This window comes from Flavobacterium sp. KMS (assembly GCF_000813005.1).
Classification (GTDB): domain Bacteria; phylum Bacteroidota; class Bacteroidia; order Flavobacteriales; family Flavobacteriaceae; genus Flavobacterium.
The window spans coordinates 62049-83348 of the sequence record NZ_JSYP01000004.1 but is presented as its reverse complement, the minus strand read 5'-3'; the positions used below and the strand labels follow the sequence as shown (position 1 = coordinate 83348).

The 21300-nt window shown below is 31.7% G+C and carries 19 protein-coding genes; 12 read left to right on the top strand and 7 right to left on the bottom strand.

What is annotated here, in order from left to right:
* Positions 1 to 5: 5 nt before the first annotated feature.
* Both OA93_RS06115 and OA93_RS06110 read left to right on the top strand, forming a co-directional pair.
* Positions 6 to 2462 (top strand): carboxypeptidase-like regulatory domain-containing protein, encoded by a 2457-nt coding sequence (locus OA93_RS06115; protein ID WP_039112259.1) that lies wholly within the window; start codon positions 6 to 8, stop codon positions 2460 to 2462.
* Between the two features lie 101 nt (positions 2463 to 2563).
* Entirely contained in the window at positions 2564 to 3286 is a 723-nt protein-coding gene (locus OA93_RS06110) for a hypothetical protein (protein WP_039112258.1), read from the top strand.
* A 111-nt stretch (positions 3287 to 3397) separates the two neighbouring features.
* Here the strand turns inward: OA93_RS06110 and OA93_RS06105 are convergent, their stop codons facing one another.
* The 6 genes from OA93_RS06105 to OA93_RS06080 form a co-directional block, all read right to left on the bottom strand.
* Positions 3398 to 4099 (bottom strand): hypothetical protein, encoded by a 702-nt coding sequence (locus tag OA93_RS06105; RefSeq protein WP_039112257.1) that lies wholly within the window; start codon positions 4097 to 4099, stop codon positions 3398 to 3400.
* A gap of 36 nt (positions 4100 to 4135) precedes the next feature.
* Entirely contained in the window at positions 4136 to 5962 is a 1827-nt protein-coding gene (locus OA93_RS06100) for an ABC transporter ATP-binding protein (protein ID WP_039112256.1), read from the bottom strand.
* Positions 5963 to 6997, bottom strand: coding sequence for a PDDEXK nuclease domain-containing protein (locus tag OA93_RS06095; protein WP_039112255.1), 1035 nt, complete (start codon positions 6995 to 6997; stop codon positions 5963 to 5965). It abuts the gene before it with no gap.
* Positions 6998 to 7004: 7 nt separating this feature from the next.
* Positions 7005 to 8732: a phospho-sugar mutase gene (locus OA93_RS06090; protein ID WP_039112254.1), complete on the bottom strand. Its 1728-nt coding sequence runs from the start codon at positions 8730 to 8732 to the stop codon at positions 7005 to 7007.
* A 154-nt stretch (positions 8733 to 8886) separates the two neighbouring features.
* Positions 8887 to 9834 carry a glycosyltransferase family 2 protein gene (locus OA93_RS06085; RefSeq protein ID WP_039112252.1) on the bottom strand — a complete coding sequence of 316 codons (948 nt, stop codon included), beginning with the start codon at positions 9832 to 9834 and terminating at the stop codon, positions 8887 to 8889.
* A 5-nt stretch (positions 9835 to 9839) separates the two neighbouring features.
* Positions 9840 to 10373 carry a DUF4199 domain-containing protein gene (locus tag OA93_RS06080; protein WP_039112251.1) on the bottom strand — a complete coding sequence of 178 codons (534 nt, stop codon included), beginning with the start codon at positions 10371 to 10373 and terminating at the stop codon, positions 9840 to 9842.
* 246 nt (positions 10374 to 10619) lie between these two features.
* Between OA93_RS06080 and OA93_RS06075 the strand changes: the two genes are divergently transcribed.
* Positions 10620 to 10871, top strand: coding sequence for a type B 50S ribosomal protein L31 (locus tag OA93_RS06075; protein WP_039112250.1), 252 nt, complete (start codon positions 10620 to 10622; stop codon positions 10869 to 10871).
* A gap of 182 nt (positions 10872 to 11053) precedes the next feature.
* Positions 11054 to 12229 (top strand): GlmU family protein, encoded by a 1176-nt coding sequence (locus tag OA93_RS06070; RefSeq protein WP_039112249.1) that lies wholly within the window; start codon positions 11054 to 11056, stop codon positions 12227 to 12229.
* Between the two features lie 132 nt (positions 12230 to 12361).
* Here OA93_RS06070 and OA93_RS06065 read toward each other — a convergent pair whose 3' ends face one another.
* Positions 12362 to 13684, bottom strand: a complete 1323-nt coding sequence (locus OA93_RS06065) for an O-antigen ligase family protein (RefSeq protein ID WP_039112248.1) — start codon at positions 13682 to 13684, stop codon at positions 12362 to 12364.
* 524 nt (positions 13685 to 14208) lie between these two features.
* Between OA93_RS06065 and OA93_RS06060 the strand changes: the two genes are divergently transcribed.
* The 8 genes from OA93_RS06060 to OA93_RS06025 all read left to right on the top strand — a co-directional run bounded on the left by OA93_RS06060 (position 14209) and on the right by OA93_RS06025 (position 21299).
* On the top strand, positions 14209 to 15741 hold the full coding sequence (locus tag OA93_RS06060) for a transglutaminase domain-containing protein (protein ID WP_117615804.1): 1533 nt from the start codon (positions 14209 to 14211) through the stop codon (positions 15739 to 15741).
* A 26-nt stretch (positions 15742 to 15767) separates the two neighbouring features.
* Entirely contained in the window at positions 15768 to 16466 is a 699-nt protein-coding gene (locus OA93_RS06055) for a hypothetical protein (RefSeq protein ID WP_131474459.1), read from the top strand.
* A 46-nt stretch (positions 16467 to 16512) separates the two neighbouring features.
* Positions 16513 to 17973, top strand: a complete 1461-nt coding sequence (locus OA93_RS24050) for a T9SS type A sorting domain-containing protein (RefSeq protein WP_052259393.1) — start codon at positions 16513 to 16515, stop codon at positions 17971 to 17973.
* Positions 17974 to 17976: 3 nt separating this feature from the next.
* A complete protein-coding gene (locus OA93_RS06045; protein ID WP_039112245.1) occupies positions 17977 to 19383 on the top strand; it encodes a hypothetical protein in 1407 nt (468 codons plus the stop codon).
* A gap of 17 nt (positions 19384 to 19400) precedes the next feature.
* Positions 19401 to 19826, top strand: a complete 426-nt coding sequence (locus OA93_RS06040) for a hypothetical protein (protein WP_039112244.1) — start codon at positions 19401 to 19403, stop codon at positions 19824 to 19826.
* 105 nt (positions 19827 to 19931) lie between these two features.
* Positions 19932 to 20351, top strand: coding sequence for a hypothetical protein (locus OA93_RS06035; RefSeq protein WP_039112243.1), 420 nt, complete (start codon positions 19932 to 19934; stop codon positions 20349 to 20351).
* A 5-nt stretch (positions 20352 to 20356) separates the two neighbouring features.
* Positions 20357 to 20776 carry a hypothetical protein gene (locus OA93_RS06030; protein ID WP_039112242.1) on the top strand — a complete coding sequence of 140 codons (420 nt, stop codon included), beginning with the start codon at positions 20357 to 20359 and terminating at the stop codon, positions 20774 to 20776.
* Between the two features lie 97 nt (positions 20777 to 20873).
* Positions 20874 to 21299 carry a hypothetical protein gene (locus tag OA93_RS06025; protein ID WP_039112241.1) on the top strand — a complete coding sequence of 142 codons (426 nt, stop codon included), beginning with the start codon at positions 20874 to 20876 and terminating at the stop codon, positions 21297 to 21299.
* Position 21300 lies beyond the last annotated feature (1 nt).

Genomic DNA, 21300 nt, shown 5'->3' with positions numbered 1-21300 from the left:
AACTTTTGAATAAGAATCTGCTATTTGTTTTCCTTTTTTTAGGTATTGGTTTTGTTTCACTTGCTCAAAATGCTAGAGTAAAAGGAGTGATTTTGGACGAAAGTAACCTCCCAGTTGTTGATGTAAATGTTTCCCATTCGGGAAATGTAACACAATCCGACTCGGATGGATTTTTTGATATTTTGGTTCCGTCTAATAAAAAAGTGATTATTGTTTTTACTCACATTTCGCAGAAAATGATGACGATAACAGTGAATTTAAAACCGAATGAAATTTTTGTTTTTAATCCTGTTATGAATAGTTATGCCGAACAAATGGGCGAAATTGTTGTTATGGCAAATAAAAAGCGTGTTCAGGGAATTACAGTTGTAGATCCAGTAACGATAAAGAAAATTCCGGGAGCTAATCCTGGAATTGAGAATATATTAAAAACATTACCAGGTGTAAATAGTAATAATGAACTTAGTACACAATATGCTGTTCGTGGAGGAAATTATGATGAAAATCTGGTTTATGTAAACGAGATCGAAGTATATCGTCCTTTCTTGATTCGTTCAGGACAACAAGAAGGTTTAAGTTTTACGAATACAGATTTAGTTCAGAATGTTGATTTTTCGGCAGGAGGATTTCAATCTAAGTTTGGAGATAAGCTTTCATCGGTATTAGATATTACTTATAGAAAGCCAACAAAATTCGGAGCAGCTTTTGAAGCTAGTTTTCTTGGCGGAAGTATTGCAGTCGATGCGGTTTCTAAAAATAAAAAATGGTCGGCAATTACAGGAGTTCGCTATCGTAATAATAGTATGCTTGTAAATAGCCAGGATACTCAAACTAATTATACGCCTTCGTATACAGATATCCAGACGAATGTAAATTACATTGCTTCGGCAAAATGGCAATGGAGTTTTCTAGGTGCCCTTTCTCAAAATAAATATTTATACCAGCCATTAACTCGTGAAACCAAATTTGGAACTATCGATAAACCAATGGCGCTTGCGGTATATTATGAAGGGCAAGAAAGAGATAAATATGATACGTATTTTGGAGCAATAAAATCAACATATAATGTTTCTTCAGATTTTACGTTAAAATTTATAGGTTCTATATTTCATACACAAGAGCAAGAACATTATGATATCTTGGCGCAATATCGCTTGGGAGAAGTAGATAGTGATGGTTCGGTTGTTTTGCAAGAAGTAGATTATACTAAGGGAATTGGTACGCAATTAAATCATGCACGTAATGATTTAGATGCTTTAATTGTAAATGCTGAATTAAAAGGAATTTATAATTGGAAAGAAAATCTTATTGAATTTGGAGTAAAATATACTCGTGAATCTATACGTGATCGTGTAGCAGAGTGGGAGATGATTGATTCTGCAGGTTTTTCGGTAAATCCGCCTCTTGTAGTTTTGCCTAAAAACGATCAGCCATACGAACCTTATACAGGACCATTGTTACCGTACCAAAATGTTAGAGCAACAAATTTTAATACTATAAATAGATTTTCGGGTTATGCACAATGGAGCCGAAAAGGAGTTTTAGGTTCTAGTGAAGTTTGGTACAATGCAGGAGTTCGTTTTCAGGATTGGAAAGTATCAGGAGGAATTGTCGAAGGAAAAAATCAGATTGTATTTAGTCCACGTGCTCAATTTTCGATAAAACCAGATTGGAATATGGATATGGTTTTTAGACTTTCGGGAGGGTTATATCATCAGCCACCTTTTTATAGAGAATTACGTGATGCAAGTGGAGAAGTATTACCAAATACAAAGGCGCAACAATCTGTACATGTAGTTTTGAGTAATGACTATAATTTTAAAATGTGGAACCGACCATTTAAACTTATTTCGGAGTTGTATTATAAATCATTAACAGATGTAAATGTTTATACTATCGATAATGTTCGAATTAGATATATTGCCAATAATAACGCGACGGCTTATGCTCAAGGTTTAGATCTTAGATTAAATGGAGAGTTTGTGCCGGGAACTGAATCGTGGTTTAGTTTTGGATATTTAAAAACACAAGAGAATTATGAAGATAAAGGATATATAGCCAGACCAACAGATCAACGATTAAAATTTGCTCTTTTGTTTCAGGATTATATGCCTAATATTCCGAGTGTAAAAATATATTTAAATTTAGTTTATAATACAGGATTGCCTGGAGGTTCGCCTTCATATTCAGATCCGTATTTATATCAAAACAGGTTAAAAGATTACCGCCGAGTAGATGTTGGGTTCTCTAAAGTTTTTATTGATAATAATAAAGTTGCAAAAAGTAAGTTTTTTAAAGAGTTTAAAGAATTGTCATTAGGGTTTGAAATTTTCAATCTTTTTGATAATCAAAATGCGATAACAAATACTTGGGTTCGTGATGTATATTCTAAAAATCAATATGCAATTCCTAATTATATGACTTCGAGAGTTTTTAATATAAAATTAACCGCAAGGTTATAAAAACCAATGGAAAAGCTAGTTTAGAACGCATAAATTGACTGTAAATAGGCTAACCATTTTTAAAATTGATTACATTTGAAATTATTTTTTAATAAAACAACATGAGAAAATTACATATATCCATCATAAGTCTTTCTGTTTTACTTTTAGTGAGTTGCAAGAATGAAGTCGAGAAACCAAAGGTTACTTACGATGCGTCTACAGGTTCAAAAGTAATTGCCAAGGTAGATTCTACTCAAGTTGCAATTGCCGATTTGCCAATCCAGATGGAAGGAACAAATTATTTGATTCACCCAGTTGGAGACGTAAGAGTATATGAAAGAGGAACTAAAGCGCGTTATGGTTCATCGAGTGTGAATGATATAAGTTTTACAATTTCGAATATTGGAGAATATGAAATTACGGGATATTTGCAAAATTTAAAATTTCAGAAAATAGATTCAGATTCTATAAGACCATTAACAGATAAAGCGGTATTAATTCAGACGGCTACTTACTTAAAAGCAATTGCCGATAAAACGCACAATCATGTTATGGTGTATACCATGGTAGATATGGATACTAATAAAGATGGAAAATTAGATACAAGTGATATAAAAGCATTGTATTTAAGTGATATCAGTGGAGAAAGATTTACTAAGGTTTCTGATGATTTCCAGGAACTGATAGATTGGAATGTTATAGAGTCTAAAAATCGCTTGTATTTTAGAACAATCGAAGACACCAACAAAAATGGTCAGTTTGATAAAAATGACGTTTTACATTATAACTACATTAATCTAGCGGCCAAAGATTGGAAAGTAATCAGCTATAAGCCTATTTAAGCGTTTAGACTTAAAAGTTTTGTAAAAACAGAAAAGCCATTAAAATTTAAATTTTAATGGCTTTTCTGTTTCAGATTAGAGTAAGAATCATTTTAAATCTGTGGAAAAAAATTAGATTAAAATATCACTTTCAAGATCTGATTTTTCGATATCAAAATCGTAACCTAGTTTATGAACTAAATCAATCACAAGTTTTTTATACCAGTTCTCTGATTTTGGATGAATGTATATTTTTTCGATAAGATATTTTAGGTCAACATCAACTCTTAGTCCGTCGTTGATTTTGATGTCACTTTTAGAAGAATCAGTGATTATGCGCACTTCACGCTCATATTGAAAACTTTTTCTTTTGAATAAAAAAGGGAAGAATAAATCATCAAACGGAATGTATTCTTTCTTGTAATCAATATAATTTACTTCACCAATATACTGGTCAAAATTATTCTCAGGTTTCAGGGCTTTTTGTAATCTCCCAATGGTCGATTGAAGCGCTAATCCTTCATTGTTTTGAGTGAAAATTTGCCACATAGCAAACGATTCATATTCGTTGATATGCCAACTGCTTATGGCTACTTTTTCGCGATGTGTTTTGTAATAATCTATAAACTCGGGATTGTCTATAGCGAGTTTTTTTATCTCTTCGTAAGTAGGTTCGCTAAACGTGCCCTCGTACTGATCTTCGAATTTATCAGAACGAGACATGAATAGTTTTTTAGACATCAATAAGTCTAGAAACTTGGATAAATCCAAGTATTTCCAGACTATTGTATTTGGGTCTTCGGGAAGAGTTATGTTTGAGTTGTGGCGATACATAAGTATTTTCTTAATGTATCTCTAATTTATGAAAAATTATTCAAACGACTGCATGGTAACCAATTTATTATAGGTTCCGTTTAGAGCTATTAATTTTTCGTGAGTGCCTTGCTCAACAATTTCACCTTTTTGCATAACAACAATTAGGTCTGCTTTTTGGATAGTAGATAAACGGTGAGCAATAACAATCGAAGTACGGTTTTGCATCATGTTTTCAAGAGCTACTTGTACAAATTTTTCACTTTCGGTATCAAGAGCAGATGTCGCCTCATCAAGAATCATAATTGGAGGATTCTTTAAGACAGCACGAGCAATCGATAAACGTTGTTTTTGTCCGCCAGAAAGTTTGTTTCCGCTATCACCAATATTAGTATAAATACCAAGAGGTAATTCATTTACAAATTCAAAAGCATTAGCAATTTTTAGTGCTGCAATGATTTCTTCATCAGTAGCGTCTAGTTTTCCTAATGAAATATTAGCTTTTATAGTATCATTAAATAAGATACTGTCTTGAGTTACTAATCCCATCAAACCACGAAGAGAATGTAAAGACATATCTTTAATGTTGATATTATCAATTGAGATAGAACCTTCGTTTACATCATAAAAACGAGTAAGAAGATTAGCAATAGTACTTTTTCCGCTACCAGATTGCCCAACAAGAGCAACAGTTTGTCCTTTTTTAATATCAAGAGAAAAGTCTTTTAATACATTTTCATTTTCATATTTAAAGTTGATGTTTTTGATAGCTATATTCGAATCAAAAGTTGTTTTTTCGATAGCGTCAACCTTACTTGTAATAGGGTTTTCCTGATCAAGAATTTCCAATACACGTTCAGCAGCAGCATTACCTCTTTTTACACCATAAGAAGCTTTAGAGATAGCTTTTGCAGGAGTAAGGATATTATAAGCCAATCCCATATAAGCGATGAATGAAGCGCCGTTTAATGTTTTTTCTATTAAAACCATCTGTCCACCGTACCAAAGTAATATAGCGATAACCATAATCCCCATAAACTCACTCGCAGGCGAAGCTAAGTTCTGGCGGTTACCAATACTGTTTGATAATTTAAAGAAACGTTGAGTTGAGTTTTGGAAAACTCCATTGAAATAATTTTCAGAGTTATATCCTTTTACCACTTTTAATCCGCCTAAAGTTTCTTCGATAGTAGATAAAAATGTTCCTTGTTCTTGTTGCGCCTTAGTCGATTGTTTCTTTAATTGTTTTCCTATCAATGATATGATATATCCAGAAACGGGAATGAAAATAAAAACAAAAAGAGTTAATTGTGGGCTTATAGCAAGCATTGCAATAATTGTAAATACAATAGTAAGAGGTTCTTTTACAATAAGTTCAAGAATTGCCAGAAACGAAGTTTGTACCTCATTTACATCACCTGCAATACGAGCGATAACATCTCCTTTTCTTTTTTCGGAGAAAAAGGATAGAGGTAATTCAAGAGTTTTTTTATACATGGCATTTCGCATGTCTCTTAAAACACCATTTCTTAAAAAATTAATAAAAAACATAGCAAGATAATCGCATAGGTTTTTCAATAAAAATATAGAAATAATGATTGATACCATTACCGATAGCGTATAGCCTACACCATAATTATCTGTTGCTTGGGTAATGTAGTAGCTTAGGTAGTTTTCTGCGTAACTTTTCAGTTCCCAAATGCCTTCATAAACAGGTATTGTGGTATTACGTTTCGTTTGGTCAAATAATACTTGCATCATAGGTATCAACGCCATAAACGAAAGTGTACTGAATAATGCATACAGAATATTGAATAAAATATTCATGTAAGCATATCTTTTATACGGAAATATAAAAGGAAATATTTTTTTGAAATTGTTCATTTATTTTTGGGTGTTATTTTCTGCTATAGCTATGGCTCTTTCCAGTTTTTCTAGCAATAATTTTTTTTCAGGTAATAGAGTTAAATATTCTGCTACTTTAATGTGTTCATCATTGTCGAGCATCAAATAGTTAATTTGTTCGGGAGATTTCTCACTACAAAGAATTAATCCAATAGGTTTGTTTTCTCCTTCTTTTTGCTCGTTTTTCTCTAGCCAACGAAGATATAACTCCATTTGACCTTTGTAACCAGCTTTGAACTTTCCGAGTTTCAAGTCTATTGCGACTAAACTTCGTAAGCCTCTATGATAAAAAAGCAAGTCGATATAGAAATCTTCATTATCAATTGTTATTCTTTTCTGACGCGCCAAAAAAGCAAATTCACTTCCCATTTCGGTAATAAAATATTGAAGCTGCGCCAAAATAGAACTCTCTAAATCTTTCTCAGAGTAACTATCATGTAATCCTAGAAAATCCAAAAAGTAAGGATCTCGAAAAGTTAAATCAGGACTTATTTTTTTATCCGTTTTTAATTGCTCAAGTTCATTGATAATGGTTTGTTCTGGTTTTTTACTGATAGCTGTTCGTTCAAAAAGCATACTGTCTATTCGTTCTTGTAAAGTTCTTACACTCCATCTTTCATGAATAGCCATCTGAATGTAGAATTCTCGTTTTATAGTGTTTTCAATGTAAATTAGAGTTCTAATATGTGACCAACTCAATTGTGCACACACTGTGTGCACAGTTGTAATATCCTGTAATACAGTGTTAAGCTTTATGAAACTATGAAGGTTTCTTTTGTTAAACCCACTTCCGTATCTATTGGAAAGGTCTGTACTTAAATTCAGAATAAGTTTTTTCCCGTAATCGGCTCTGTCGTTGTTTAGAATTTCATCATTTATACTTTTTCCAATATTCCAATACAATAAGGTAAGTTCCTGATTAACGGTTTTGGCAACAACATGACGTGTCTTGTCTATTAAATCGATAATCGAATTTAATAGTTGCGGAGCATCATTTGTTGCAAGCACATTCATCCTTAAACTAAGTTAATTGCATTGCTGCAATAATATTTTTTATTTTATTATCTAAAATAGCTTCAGTTGCATCAAAATCTTCTACTGAGTCAAGTTGAGTATTTACACTAATATAGAACTTAATTTTCGGCTCAGTTCCACTTGGTCTTGCGCAAATTTTAGAGCCATCTTCAGTATAATAAATTAATACATTCGATTTCGGAATACTCATTTCAGAAACTTCATCTGTCAATAAGTTTAACGCAGTCGATGATTGGTAATCTTCTACCATTATTACGCGTTGTCCGTCAATTTCTTTTACAGGATTCTCACGTAAATTAATCATCATCTGATTAATTTCTTGTAATCCCTCTATTCCTTTTTTGGTCAATGCAACTAAGTGTTCTTTATAAAATCCGTGCTCAACATAAAGTTTTAAAAGTTCTTTATAAACAGAGCTTCCACTAGCTTTTGCCTGAGCTGCCATTTCGCAAATTAATAAAGTTGCAGCAACGGCATCTTTATCGCGAACAGCATCACCAACCATAAAACCAAAACTTTCTTCTCCACCACCAATAAATTCAAGCTCAGGAAAATCTTTAATCATTTTGGCAATCCATTTAAAACCTGTCAAGCCTATTTTGCATTCTACATCATAACTTGTCGCAAGTTCCATCATCATAGGAGTCGAAACAATAGTAGAACCTATAAATTGTTTTCCGTTAATTTTACCCGCTTTTTTCCATTCTTTCAATAAGAAAGAAGTCATTAAAATCATGGTTTGGTTACCATTTAGCAAAATCATTTTTCCTTCGTTGTTACGAACAGCAACTCCAAGACGGTCACAGTCAGGATCAGTACCAACAACAATGTCTGAGTTTGTTTTAACTGCTAGAGCAAGAGCCATTGTTAAAGCCTCAGGTTCCTCAGGATTTGGAGATTTTACAGTTGGGAAATCACCATTAGGGACAGCTTGCTCTGGTACAATATGCACATTAGTATAACCTGCTTGTGATAAAGTAGGAGGGATCGATTTTATCGAAGTTCCGTGTAAAGAAGTAAATACGATTTGTAAATCCTCTTTAGCTTTAGCTGGAGTATTAAAACTTGCATTTTCGATAGATGAATTGATAAAAGCATTATCAATCTCAGTATCTATATATTCAATTAATTTCTCGTTAGGGTGAAATTTAATTTTATCATATTCTAAGCTTTCAATCGTAGCAATGATTTCTGCATCTTGCGGAGGAACAATTTGTCCGCCATCTTCCCAGTATACTTTGTAACCATTATATTCTGGTGGGTTGTGCGATGCAGTAAGTACAATACCACATTGGCAACCTAAATGCTTAAGAGCAAAAGACAATTCAGGAGTCGGACGCATATCCGAAAATAAATACACATGAATTCCATTTGCCGAGAAAACATCAGCAACAACTTTTGCAAGTGTATTACTGTTGTGACGACAATCGTAAGCAATTGCCACTTTTAGAGTTTGGTTCGGGAAAACTTTGTGCATGTAATCCGAAAGACCTTGCGTATTTTTTCCAAGCGTATATTTGTTAATGCGGTTGCTTCCCACACCCATAACGCCACGCATTCCTCCAGTTCCGAATTCTAAATTTTTATAAAAACTTTCTTCAAGGTCTTTTGGCGATGTTGTCATCATCTCTTTAATCGCCGATTGTGTTTCATTGTCAAATGCTGGCGTCAGCCATTCGTTTACAGCAGTTAAAATGTTAGGTGCTATATTCATTTGTATATTATTTAAATTGTAAGTCAAAAAAATTAATGTGATTTCAGGAGTTAATATTTCGATTTCTCGAAGCAATCTCCTGCTGTTCGCTATATCTTTATGTTTTTAAAGAAAAAACATAAAGGATGCCGCTGCCATCAGGGCTAGGTATGTCCTAAAAATTAACCTGATTTGCTATTTTATAACGCGCTTCATTGTTTTTAGTTCGTAAAATAATCTCTCCCAAAAATCCTGCTAAAAATAACTGAGTTCCTATTATCATTGATGTTATTGATAAATAAAAATGAGGTCTTTCAGTAATTAATCTACTAGTTTTATGAATAAATAATTTGTCGATTCCTAAGTATAAAGCCAGTAAGAAACCAATTATAAACATAATAGAACCTAATAAACCAAATAAGTGCATAGGTCTTTTTCCGAATCTTGATAAAAACCAAATTGTAATCAAATCCAGGAAGCCATTAACAAAACGTTCCATCCCAAATTTGGTTTCGCCGTATTTACGAGCCTGATGAATAACTACTTTTTCACCAATTTTATTAAAACCAGCATTTTTTGCCAAAACAGGAATATATCGGTGCATCTCGCCCGAAACTTCAATGTTCTTAACAACAGTGTTTTTATACGCTTTTAATCCGCAATTAAAATCATTTAATTCAACACCCGAAGTTTTTCTGGCAGCCCAATTAAATAATTTAGACGGTAAATTTTTTGCTACAACAGAGTCATAACGTTTCTTTTTCCAACCAGAAACCAAATCAAATTTCTCTTTGGTAATCATTTCGTATAATCCAGGAATCTCATCTGGACTATCTTGTAAATCGGCATCCATAGTAATGATAACATCACCATTAGCCTTGGCAAAACCAGCGTGTAAAGCCTGTGATTTACCAAAGTTCTTCATAAACCGAATACCTTTTACATTCGGATTTTCATTAGAAAAACCTTCAATAATATTCCAAGAATTATCTGTACTTCCATCATCTACAAAAATGATTTCATATGAGTAATTGTTAGATTGCATCACTTTAATAATCCAGCTGTATAGCTCTTTAAGTGATTCCTCTTCGTTAAGAAGCGGTATAAGTATAGATAAATTCATTTATTTTATTCTTGATATGTAGTTTTGCTTTTAAAAAAGGCAGCCAAAATTAATCCTAATATAGAGTAGCCAACAATACTAAATACTAGAGCCTTTAATAGTTCTCCAGTAGCATAAGGATTGCTTTCTTTCATTTTTGCCAGAGTTTCATTTATTACCGATGCCGGAGTTCCGAATTTTTGCAATGTTTCGGCCATATATTTTCTAATTAATTCGCCCAAAGTTTCTTTCGCGCTAGGATCAATGAAGTTAAATAAGATGATGTTGAAAAAAGTAGAAATTAAGATACCTATAAGTACAGCAATAAAATAAGTCGTGAAAGCGTCTTTAAAAGAAAAAATATTATTTAAATCCTTTTTAGTTTTTACTAATAATGCAATAGTTATCGCTAGAAAAATAACAAATGTTAATCCTCCAATCCATCCCGAAACAAATAGTTTAAGGTCTATTGAATACATTATTGCAGTAATTAGTGCTAAAACAATTCCAATTATTACACCGTAAGTAATTCCGTTCTTTTTTATAACTTCATTAATCATAATTTATATGTTTTAAAATTAATCCACAAATATAGCAATTCCCAATATATTCGTGGATAAAAAATGCTTTTCGATTTTATATAAAAAAAAGAGAGTAAAGGTTTGTTTATTAAAAAATAAATGTAAATTTGCAAACTGAAATAATTAAACGTTTTAAAACAAAAAGAGTAGTTGCATTTACACCTTTTTCTAACCACGAAGAAGCTTCAAAATTAAAACACTCCAAACAATAAATAAAAAGTAAAGATGAAAAAAGGAATTCACCCAGAAAATTACAGATTAGTTGCATTCAAAGACATGTCAAATGAAGATGTGTTTATCACTAAATCTACTGCAGATACAAAAGAAACAATAACAGTTGATGGAGTTGAATATCCAGTTGTAAAAATGGAGATCTCTAGAACATCTCACCCTTTTTACACAGGTAAATCTAAACTTATCGATACTGCAGGACGTATTGACAAATTCAAAACTAAATACGCTAAACACGCTAAATAATTTTAGTTTGTTTTTAAATAAATCAAAGCCTTCCTTTTTGGAAGGCTTTTTTTGTATGATTATTTTACCTTAATGCTTGACTAAGAAGTCTTATCGTTATAATTGTAAGAAATAAAATATTTGTAACTTTGGTCTCGATAACCAAATCAGGATTTTAATATATTGCCAAATTAAATTAATTTATGAATTACATTCTATTTGACGGGCCCGTCCGGAATGCCTTATTGCCTTTTACATTTACCCGACCTGTTGCCGATATCTTAATCGGAATTATGACCATACGTCAAAAATGGGAAATGCATTTAGGCTCAACTACAACTACAATAACCGAAGAATATTTATCGGAAAAATATCCAATGGTCGAGTTGGAAGAAAACGTAATGATCAATGCTTCATTTTTGCCTAATAATGATTTAGCAGAACTTGTTTCGGATTTAAAAACGAACCAAGCTATCTTTAAAGGAGAAGAAGTTATTGCTTTTTATACAAATGAAAATCAGGAAGAAGTCGATTTTGACTCTTATGAAATCATACAGTATACAGGTGATTGTATAACAGTAGAGAATACTTGGGATATTTTTTCTAAAAATGCTGCAGCAATTCGTGAAGATTTTGACTTTTTGACCGAAGACAGAAAATCACAGCCAATACCAAAAAGCGTAAATACGATTAATCCCGACGATATATTTATAGAAGAAGGAGCAAAATTAGAGTTTGTTACTTTAAATGCTTCTACAGGACCTATATATATAGGTAAGAATGCCGAGATTATGGAAGGTTCTGTAATTCGTGGGCCTTTTGCTTTATGCGAAAATGCACAAGTAAAAATGAATGCCAAAGTTTATGGAGCTACAACAGTAGGTGTAGGATCTAGAATAGGTGGTGAGGTTAAGAATTCGGTTCTTTTTGCAAACTCAAACAAAGGGCATGACGGATTTTTAGGCGATTCAGTTTTAGGCGAATGGTGTAATATTGGTGCAGATACTAATAATTCGAATCTAAAAAATAATTACGAAGAAGTAAAGTTATGGAGTTATGAAACCGAAGGATTTGCTAAAACCGGACTTCAGTTTTGTGGTTTAATGATGGGAGATCATAGTAAATGCGGAATCAACACCATGTTTAATACAGGAACTGTAGTGGGAGTAAGTGCTAATATTTTTGGTTCGGGTTTTCCTCGCAACTTTGTACCAAGTTTTTCTTGGGGTGGAGCAGCAGGTTTTACTACCTATGTAACTAAGAAAGCTTTTGAAACTGCAAAATTAGTTATGGGACGAAGAAATATTGATTTTGATGAAACTGAAGCTGCAATTTTGGAGCACATTTTTGACGAAACAAAAAAATGGCGTAAAGACTAAAAACAAAAAACCTCGATTTCCAGAAATCGAGGTTTTTTGTTTTTAGTAACCTGTTTTTTTAAATGAATTCGGTTAAATCAACATTAAAACAAGTTAATAAAAATGAGTTTTTAGAGGGGCAATTCAAAATATCTAGTTTTCATTTATGTATTTTTCAGCTTCATTTTTATATTCAGTTATTTTTTCAGATGGAATTTTTATTGGCAAAAGGATAATTTTAAGAGCTTCTTCTTTAGATTTTTTTGTTTGATTTGTTGTAATATACAATCTAAATAAATCCATTCGTGCTTCATATCTAAAAGGTTCAATATTTATATTATATTTATAGATTTGTTCAGCCTCACTGTATTTACCTTGTTTTTGATATAATCCAGCTAAAATCCTTCCTAAGCTCGGTTTACCAGAATGTTTAAAACCTTGGGCTAAATAGCTTGTTCCCTCTTGAGCGTATTTATTTTTTAATAAAACTCCACCAGCCATAAATAATGCTTCACCATTTGCATCAATTTTGGAGACATAATTTTCAATATTTTTTAAACTGGTAAGGTGTTTAGTTTCGTTATAGTAACTCAATAACCTGTATTCGGCATTTAGTCTTAAAAATATAATTACTAAAAAGATAAACCCTATGATTGCAAAGCTTATTTGCAAAAAAATATTATTATTGAAGGTATAAATAGGTTTTATTTCGCTTGAATTAATAATAACAACAACACAATAACATGCTATAATTGTAAAAAGAGGTGTTGATAATATACTATTTGTTAGTGTAAAAATGAGAAGGCATATTAAGATAGAACTGCAGATTTGTGTTTCTGTGTTTTGAGTTGAATATGTCCTTAGTTTTATGACAAAAAAAATAAATATCAATATCCATGTAATACCTAATTCAAAAGTCAATTCTAAAAAGTCATTGTTAGCACTATAGATGTAACTCGCATTCTTAATATCTTCCCAAGATCTTTCGGTTGCAAAATATTGAGCTTTGGCTGAATTATATTTTAGTGAAAATGAATTGATACCATGACCAGATAAAGGATGTTCCTTAATTTGTTCAAGAGATTGTTTTATAATGAATAGTCTACCCAAGGCTGATTCTGATTTTACGGAGTTATTACCCTTAACTATTAAGAACAATCCCGTTAACACAGTTAAACTGCAAAGAAGTATTTTCCATTTTGGATAGGCTTTAAATTTTTGATTTAAATTATACTGACGAAATAAAAGTGCAATACTTAATCCTAGATAAGCGCCCCGACATTCGGATAAATATAAACCATAAAGTAAAATAACAAGTCCAATATAAAAGATTGTTTTTATACTCATTATCTTGGATTTTCTGAGTATTTCTATGTTAGTCAAAAAGCCAAGAGCAAGATAGATGCCTAAGTGATTTGGTGAAAAAAATAATCCGGTTGATTTAAAATATTCATTTGCCGATTGAAGAATATTCATGTTTTGTAAAATAGCTATAACAGTATTTAAAATAGCTGTTATACTTATAAAATACAGAATGAAGTTCAGATTTTTATTAATGATATTTTTAGTATTCAATTCCTGCCTTAATATTACATATAGAATTAAATAGCCTAAATAGTACCAGATATTTAGATTATAAAATGTTGATTTTGATATATAAATGAAATTCCAAAAAAATATACAGGATAGAATTAGTATATACAGATCAAAGTTGTTTAGTATGTATTTATGTTTTGATTTTTTTATAAAGAATAGACCTCCTATAATAGCTGTAATTAACCAGTAAATATATTTTCCTTTTGAGAAAGGCAAACAATCGAGTCCACATCTAATGAATGATAGAATTAGAATAACAGTCAAGTATAAATTAATTTTTTGAGTTCTCATTTTAAAATAATTGAAGATTTATTCTATTTACAACATATAAAAGCAAATTTAACAATTTATTGTTGTTTTTCTTACTTATAATATATAGAATTGTAGTCTATAACTTATTTATTATGGTAAGGATAATTATATTTATTTGTTTAATGGTTTTTAATACAATTTATCCGCAATCGATTGCGGAAGATGTTTTAACTAAAAAGAAGTTAGAAAAAATAGTTGTGGACCACTATCAATTCGATTCCCAAAAGCAAGAAGCTGTGCGATTTTTAATATCAAATATGGATATTCAGTATGGTCAGGATTATAATTGGATAGACGGAAACCATGAAAAAGTATCTTTTAACGAATTCGATTATCCTAATATTGAAATTGCAGTTAAAGCATTTGAAAAATTAAAAGACAGTATCAAAATCACGCCAAAGTCTTATAAATTAAAAGACATAGAAGTGATAACTCCAGAGTTCCTGATTAAGAATATTGATTTAGCTTTTAATGTATGGAGAAATAATCCTTGGTCAAAATCATATGATTTTAATACATTTTGTGAATATATTTTGCCTTATCGAAGTTTAATAGAGCCACTGGAAGATTGGCGAGTAGACTATACTCTTTTGGTATCTGGTGCTATTAATACAGTTGAGAATAAGCAAGATCCGGTTGATGTTGCTACTCAAACGATTTTAGCCCTTAAGGGTTTTAGGTTTTTGGATAAACGACATGATCCGATTCCTTATTTAAGTCCAAAACAATTACTTTTTAGACGTGAGGGCGCCTGTGCAGATCTCGCTAATCTAACTTTGTTAGCTTGTAGAGCAATGGGATTGGCAGTGACTTTTGATTTTACTCCTTATTATGCAGCTTCTTCCAAAAGGCATTTTTGGGATACTATTATTGATGAAAGCGGGAAACATATTCCATTTAACGGGAACTGTTTTGGTAATCCGCAAGGTCTTCCTCATGCTTACAATGCGACAGAAAAACGTCTTGGTAAAGTTTTCAGAAAAACCTATTCTATTCAGAAAAATGCTTTGGCTACAGTACGGGATAGTCTTTTAATACCAAATGGATTTTTGAGAGAGAAAAATATTCTTGATGTGACTTCAGAATACGTAACTACTGGAACGATAATTTATCCAATTGCTGCTTCTAACAAGGAAAAAATTGGTTATCTAAATGTTTTTAATCTAGGAAAATGGAGTACTACCGATTGGGGGAAGAGATTGGGTAGCGGTATTGAATATCAAAATTTAGGAACTGATATTGTCTATTTGCCAAGTTTATATAATCCAGATACAAAAAAAATGAATTATGCCCCTTATCCAATTCTTTTAGATACTGATAAAAAACAACAATTGTTGCAACCTGATTATTCTAAAACTTTTTCATACAATATAAGCCGAGATAAGACTAAAAAAGGACCAACACTTGATTTTAATTCATTTGAAGTATTCGAAAATGAAATTTTCAGCCTTTATGTATGGGACAAAGGCTGGAAAAAAATAGAAGAGGCTAAATCTCAAAGTGATTTTATTAGTTTTTCTAAAATGCCTGATAATGGGTTGTTTTTAGTGTTATGCCCAAAAAGTAATGGTTATGAACGCATTTTTCGAATTAATAGCAAGACAAAGCAAATAGAATGGTACTAATTTCTAACCAATTTAAAAACTATAATATGAATAAACACACACATCTAGTTTTAGTAATTCTCTTGTTTACAATGGGAATTCGTGCGCAAAATATTAAAGAATCTAAAGAAACGAGCGTTACCAATAAAGACGTTTATGTACCAAATGAAAAAGAAAGTTTAACGGAGTCTGCCATTAAACAGAATTTTTATCAAAATGCTAAACAAGCTGGTCTTAACGAAGAAAAAACAAAGGAATTGCTCAAAATAATAGATGAAAGAAATCAGGTCTTAAAAGATTTGGATGCAAAAAAGAAACAAGCGTATGCTCCATTCAGTATTCAGGATCCAGGGACACTTTACAATTTTAAAATTAATGAAGCTAGAAACTATTATGCCAAAAAAATTAATGGTTCACTTACTTATAAGCAATACTGCTATTTTGCAATGTCTGATTATAAAGTTGAAACCAAAGAAAAAGTTGATTTAGAATACACGCGATTGGTTAATGGAAATCCTAATTTAACTAAGGATCAGCAAACCAAATTATACAGTTTAATTTACGATTATCATCTAAATCATTATTTAACGACTGCTTATTATAGTTTTGATAAAACGATACAAAAAACCAAGTTAGGAATGCTAAGATTCAATTTTGAAAAAGAATTCGCGAAATTTTGCAAAGAGTATAATATCAAAATATCAGAAATTAATACTACTAAAAATAACGGTTTTGAGTGGAATTAAAATGGTTCCAGTATTGAATGAATATTAATTAATAATCAATGTAATTATGAAAAAGAAGTACACACTTATTCTTTTGTTTGTAGCTCTGGGAGCTATTGCACAAGTTGATTGCAAAGTTAGGACGCAACAAGCCACAGAGATTTTAAATAGCAAGAATCTTTATAAAGATTATGGCTCTATTTTTTATGAGATATTGCCCTGTGCTGAATTAGGAGACCCAGTTACTCAAAATAATATAGGACTCATGTATGCAAATGGATTAGGCATTGAAAAAGATGAATCCAAAGGATTTGCTTATATAGAGCAAGCAGCCAAAAGTGGTAATGCTATTGGGCAGTATAATCTTGGGGAATTGTATAGAAAAGGGCAAGGTTGTGCGCTTGATATGGATAAAGCGGTAGAGTGGTATCAAAAATCAGCCGACCAAAAATACGCTAGAGCAACTTATATACTGGGTTATATGCATTTAAAAGGTTTTGGTGTACATCAGGATTATGACAAAGCCATTTCATGGTTTAAAAAAAGTGATTATGCTATGGCAAAACACTGGTTGGGTGTGTGTTACTATTTAGGTTATGGTGTACCGCAGGATACAGACAAAGCACTGGAATATTTGTATGGTAATACAACGCTTAACAGTAGAGCTTTTTTAAGTAATTTAAAAATTGAAAAGAGAAGACAGGTTTTAAATCAGGCAGAGAATGCTATAAACGAAGCCAATAAGGGAGACAAAAAAATTGATCCTGTGGTAATTGCTGAAAATAGGGAAATGGTAAGTTCTGATGAAGCAGAAAACCAAAACATAAAAATAAAAAATATTCTTGGGGAGTGGACAGGGCGATTGATAGAATATGACTGGTCTGGAACTACACCTTTACGTGTTTTGCCAATAGCCGTAAGTTTTAGTAAAAGTAAGCAAGGAGATTTGCAGACTAAAATAAATTTTGAAGGCAAAACTTTTGAAGACTTAGCTTTATTTAAGGATAATAATCTTTTTGTTAATGATTTTAAATTTACACTAGACCAATTATACCTTCATAATTTTAAAAATGATAAACTAGAATATGCTGTTTTAGGAATGAATTTAAGTCAAAAAAACTATAATGATATTCCTTATTTATTAGTAAATGTAGATAGTTTTATTGAGTATTGGAAAGAACCTGGACCGCCAATATCACTAGTGTTGCGACCAAAAAACAATGCAGTATCGGCAGAAGACGAAGCATTGTTACTGGCGTTGGCTTCACAAAAAAACGAATTCATAAAAGTGTATCCTGTACCGTTTAACGAGCAATTGTATGTTGGTTTTGAGCTACAAGAACCAGCCAAAGTGCAAGTAAAACTTATAAGTGTGGCTAATGCGCAAACGATACAAGTGGCTGGAACAAGCTTAGGCTCAGGAAGACAATCTTATACTGTAAATACTACCAATTTACCCAATGGATTTTATGTGGTACAGGTGCAGGAAAATGAAAAAACACACACTCGAATTGTAATAAAACAATAAGCTATGAGAAATATTTTAATAAAAATAAATAGTAAATGGGTTGTACTATTTTTACTATTATTGGGTAGTATTGCTGGAAACGCACAAGGGAGCGAGTTTGACGATAACTTTGATTTTAATGGACTTAATGAGTTAGATAACGTAGACATCCCGGGCTATAGCGGAGGAGATTCCGATTATTATGCATATGCCGATCAAGGCAATTGGGGAGATTATAATGGATATACTGGTGATGGTCATAATGATTTTGATCCTGGTGGAAGCAATTCTAATAGTGGGAATAATGATAAGGGTTCTGGTGGCTCTAGTGGTGGTGGCTCAAACAGGGTAACAACTTCAGAAATTGTTTTGACAAAAAAGGTTCAGCCAGGAGAAAATCATACTCAAAAAATAAAAGTTTTAAGAGATTCACAAAGCAAAATTGAAGTTTTTGTTTCGCAAATAGTAATAAATGGGGTAGTAATAGGAACGGTAACTTTTTCTAATCCGCAAGTAGAGAATGGAGCACATCTCTATACTAGATTAACTGTCGAAATTTATTCTAATTCGCCAATAGGCGTCACTAGTATAACATCTATACAAAATGATGGTAATAGAGATTATGATAAAATCTCAAAAGGCAACACATCTAATGTTAACCAGGTTGTAATGGCAGATTTAAGTAATTTTAAAGATATAGGAGTAGTTGAGTTTTATGTTCCTTTTAATGAAGATGAAGATTTAGTTATTACAGGAACAACATCTACAAACAGACATTCAGAAACTAAAGATCCTTGTGTAGTTGCCAAAGAACTGACTGCTTTATCAAATAATCAAACGTATAAAAAAGCGGTACAAGATATTAAACTAGCTGCTGCTGATAAATTAGAACACAGTATTACGTTAGGAAAAAATGCAGCTGGAGAAGTTACAGCCGCACCTATGAATAATGGCACAGCCAATAGTGTAAAAGTAAATGATACCTGGGAGCGATCTTTTACCGTACTGCACAATCACCCAAGTGATACTGCACCATCTAGTGGTGATATATTAACGCTCACTGAATACAATATTAAAAATAACAATTTTAACACGATTTATGCCATTACACAAAAGGAAATGTATGTTATAGCAGTAACTAATTTAGAGGCAGCCCAAATTTTTTCTGCTAAATATCTGGCTAATTTGAGACCTGGTATTGATGGTGAATATCCTGATTTTATGTTGAAGGAAATGAGTAAATTTTTCTATAATATGGATTCATATAATTTTGAAGCACAAGCAAAGGCCAAAGCTTTTGTTGTTAATAAATACAATGGAGGAATTACCTTTTTCAAACAGGATAATAAAGGGGTATTCTATCCGCTCACTACAAAAGAAGTTAAACAAGCAAACGGGTCTAAAAAATATACTTTAATCCCTTGTACTTAATACTAAAATAAAAAAAAATGAAAAATATTTTAAAGATTTTCGTAATAGTATGTTTCTTATTGCAAAACAATAGTTATGCACAACAATTTATATCTAGTACTAGTCAGGTTTACAGATTAGAACAAAATGAAGAATTGTTTATCAATAAACCGTTAAAAGATTTACTGAAGGAAATAAAACCAGAAATAAAAACAGCTGTTGTATTTAATAGTGAGAATTCTTTTGTTTTTGTCTTTTCTTTTGCAACTTTAGAACAGCAAAGAAAAAATGAAGGAGCTATTGAAGATCGTGTTTCGTTGATTGTACAAGTTAAGGAATTTATTCCCTGGAATTGGGATGAAAGGACTAAAGGAACTGAATTGAATTGGACAACAAATGACGCAAATAAATTTGCTGATTATATTGTTGTCCGCATTGGTGTTGTACCTGAAACTGAGGATTAATTCTTACTTCATGAATAACAGATAAAAATGATTTTTTTGCAGCTAACTTAAAAATTAGCTACAAAATTAAATTTCCCTCAGGATTATTATCATTAATGTAAAAACATGAAAAATATTTTAATTTTTTTTGCAATACTACTATTCTATAATAATAGTATTGCACAACAATTGGTATACAATACCAGTCAAGTTTACTTACTGAAAGATAATGAAGAGTTGTTTATTAATAAACCGTTAAAAGATTTATTAAAAGAAATAAAACCGGAAATAAAAACGGCTCATGTGTTTAATGATGAGAATTCTTCCCTTTTTGGTTTCAGATTTACAACTTTAGCTCAGCAAAGAAAAGAAGAAGGTGCTATTGCAGACCGTGTGACACTTTTAGTTTATGTAAAAGAATTCATCCCTTGGGATTGGAAAAAAAGGCCTGTGGGAAATGAAATACTATGGACACCTGAGGATGCACAAAAATCTGCTAATTTTATTGTTGTCCGCATTGGTGTTGTACCTGAAACTGAGGATTAAGAGAGATGAAAAAAAGCTTAGTGTTTTTCGCAATACTACTATTCTGTAATAGTAGTATTGCACAACAATTGGTACACAGTACCAGTCAGGTTTATTTATTAGAACAAAATAAAGAACGGTTTATTAATAAATCATTAAAAGATTTACTCAAGGAAATAAAACCAGAAATAAAGACTGCTACTGTATTTAATAACGAGGGATCTTCTCTTTTTATTTTTAAGTTTACAACTATAGATCAGCAAAGAAAAAGGGAAGGTGCTATTGAAGACCGCCTATCACTTATGGTTCGAGTAAAGAAATTTGTAGACTGGGATTGGGAAAATAGACCTAAAGGAGCTGAATTGAATTGGACACCAAATGATGCGAAAAAGTTTGCTGATTTTATTGTGTCTGATATTGAAGTTGCTCCTTCAAGTCAGAATTAATCCTTATTTTATTAGATAAAAATGATTTTTTGCAGCTAACTTAGGAATTAGCTGCAAAATTAAATCTTATTCGGGATTATTATCATTAATGTAAAACATGAAAGATATTTTAAAGATTTTTGTAATAGTAGGTTTCTTTATACAAAACAACAGTTATGCACAACAATTGGTTCAAAATACTAGTCAAGTTTACTTACTGAAAGATAATGAAGAGTTGTTTATTAATAAACCGTTAAAAGATTTATTAAAAGAAATAAAACCAGAAATAAAGACAGCTGCAGTATTTAACAATGAAGCTTCTTCTCTTTTTGGCTTCAGGTTTACAACTTTAGCTCAGCAAAGAAAAAATGAAGGAGCTATTGAAGACAGAGTGACGCTTTTAGTTTTTGTAAGAGAATTTGTTCTTTGGAATCGTGAAGAAAGACCTAAAGGAGCTGAATTGAATTGGACACCCAATGATGCACAAAAATTTGCTGATTTTATTGTACTTGATATTGAAGTTGTTCCAACTAGTCAAAATTAAG

What these genes read in the sequence shown, in the direction of transcription:
- OA93_RS06065 (WP_039112248.1), bottom strand. Translation starts at nt 13,684, where the DNA reads ATGAATATTCTTCAATCGGCAAATGAATATTTTAAATCAACCGGATTA.
- OA93_RS06075 (WP_039112250.1), top strand. Translation starts at nt 10,620, where the DNA reads ATGAAAAAAGGAATTCACCCAGAAAATTACAGATTAGTTGCATTCAAA.
- OA93_RS06035 (WP_039112243.1), top strand. Translation starts at nt 19,932, where the DNA reads ATGAAAAATATTTTAATTTTTTTTGCAATACTACTATTCTATAATAAT.
- OA93_RS06055 (WP_131474459.1), top strand. Translation starts at nt 15,768, where the DNA reads ATGAATAAACACACACATCTAGTTTTAGTAATTCTCTTGTTTACAATG.
- OA93_RS06070 (WP_039112249.1), top strand. Translation starts at nt 11,054, where the DNA reads ATGAATTACATTCTATTTGACGGGCCCGTCCGGAATGCCTTATTGCCT.
- OA93_RS06105 (WP_039112257.1), bottom strand. Translation starts at nt 4,099, where the DNA reads ATGTATCGCCACAACTCAAACATAACTCTTCCCGAAGACCCAAATACA.
- OA93_RS06030 (WP_039112242.1), top strand. Translation starts at nt 20,357, where the DNA reads ATGAAAAAAAGCTTAGTGTTTTTCGCAATACTACTATTCTGTAATAGT.
- OA93_RS24050 (WP_052259393.1), top strand. Translation starts at nt 16,513, where the DNA reads ATGAAAAAGAAGTACACACTTATTCTTTTGTTTGTAGCTCTGGGAGCT.
- OA93_RS06100 (WP_039112256.1), bottom strand. Translation starts at nt 5,962, where the DNA reads ATGAACAATTTCAAAAAAATATTTCCTTTTATATTTCCGTATAAAAGA.
- OA93_RS06045 (WP_039112245.1), top strand. Translation starts at nt 17,977, where the DNA reads ATGAGAAATATTTTAATAAAAATAAATAGTAAATGGGTTGTACTATTT.
- OA93_RS06110 (WP_039112258.1), top strand. Translation starts at nt 2,564, where the DNA reads ATGAGAAAATTACATATATCCATCATAAGTCTTTCTGTTTTACTTTTA.
- OA93_RS06060 (WP_117615804.1), top strand. Translation starts at nt 14,209, where the DNA reads ATGGTAAGGATAATTATATTTATTTGTTTAATGGTTTTTAATACAATT.
- OA93_RS06080 (WP_039112251.1), bottom strand. Translation starts at nt 10,373, where the DNA reads ATGATTAATGAAGTTATAAAAAAGAACGGAATTACTTACGGTGTAATA.
- OA93_RS06085 (WP_039112252.1), bottom strand. Translation starts at nt 9,834, where the DNA reads ATGAATTTATCTATACTTATACCGCTTCTTAACGAAGAGGAATCACTT.
- OA93_RS06040 (WP_039112244.1), top strand. Translation starts at nt 19,401, where the DNA reads ATGAAAAATATTTTAAAGATTTTCGTAATAGTATGTTTCTTATTGCAA.
- OA93_RS06090 (WP_039112254.1), bottom strand. Translation starts at nt 8,732, where the DNA reads ATGAATATAGCACCTAACATTTTAACTGCTGTAAACGAATGGCTGACG.
- OA93_RS06095 (WP_039112255.1), bottom strand. Translation starts at nt 6,997, where the DNA reads ATGAATGTGCTTGCAACAAATGATGCTCCGCAACTATTAAATTCGATT.
- OA93_RS06025 (WP_039112241.1), top strand. Translation starts at nt 20,874, where the DNA reads ATGAAAGATATTTTAAAGATTTTTGTAATAGTAGGTTTCTTTATACAA.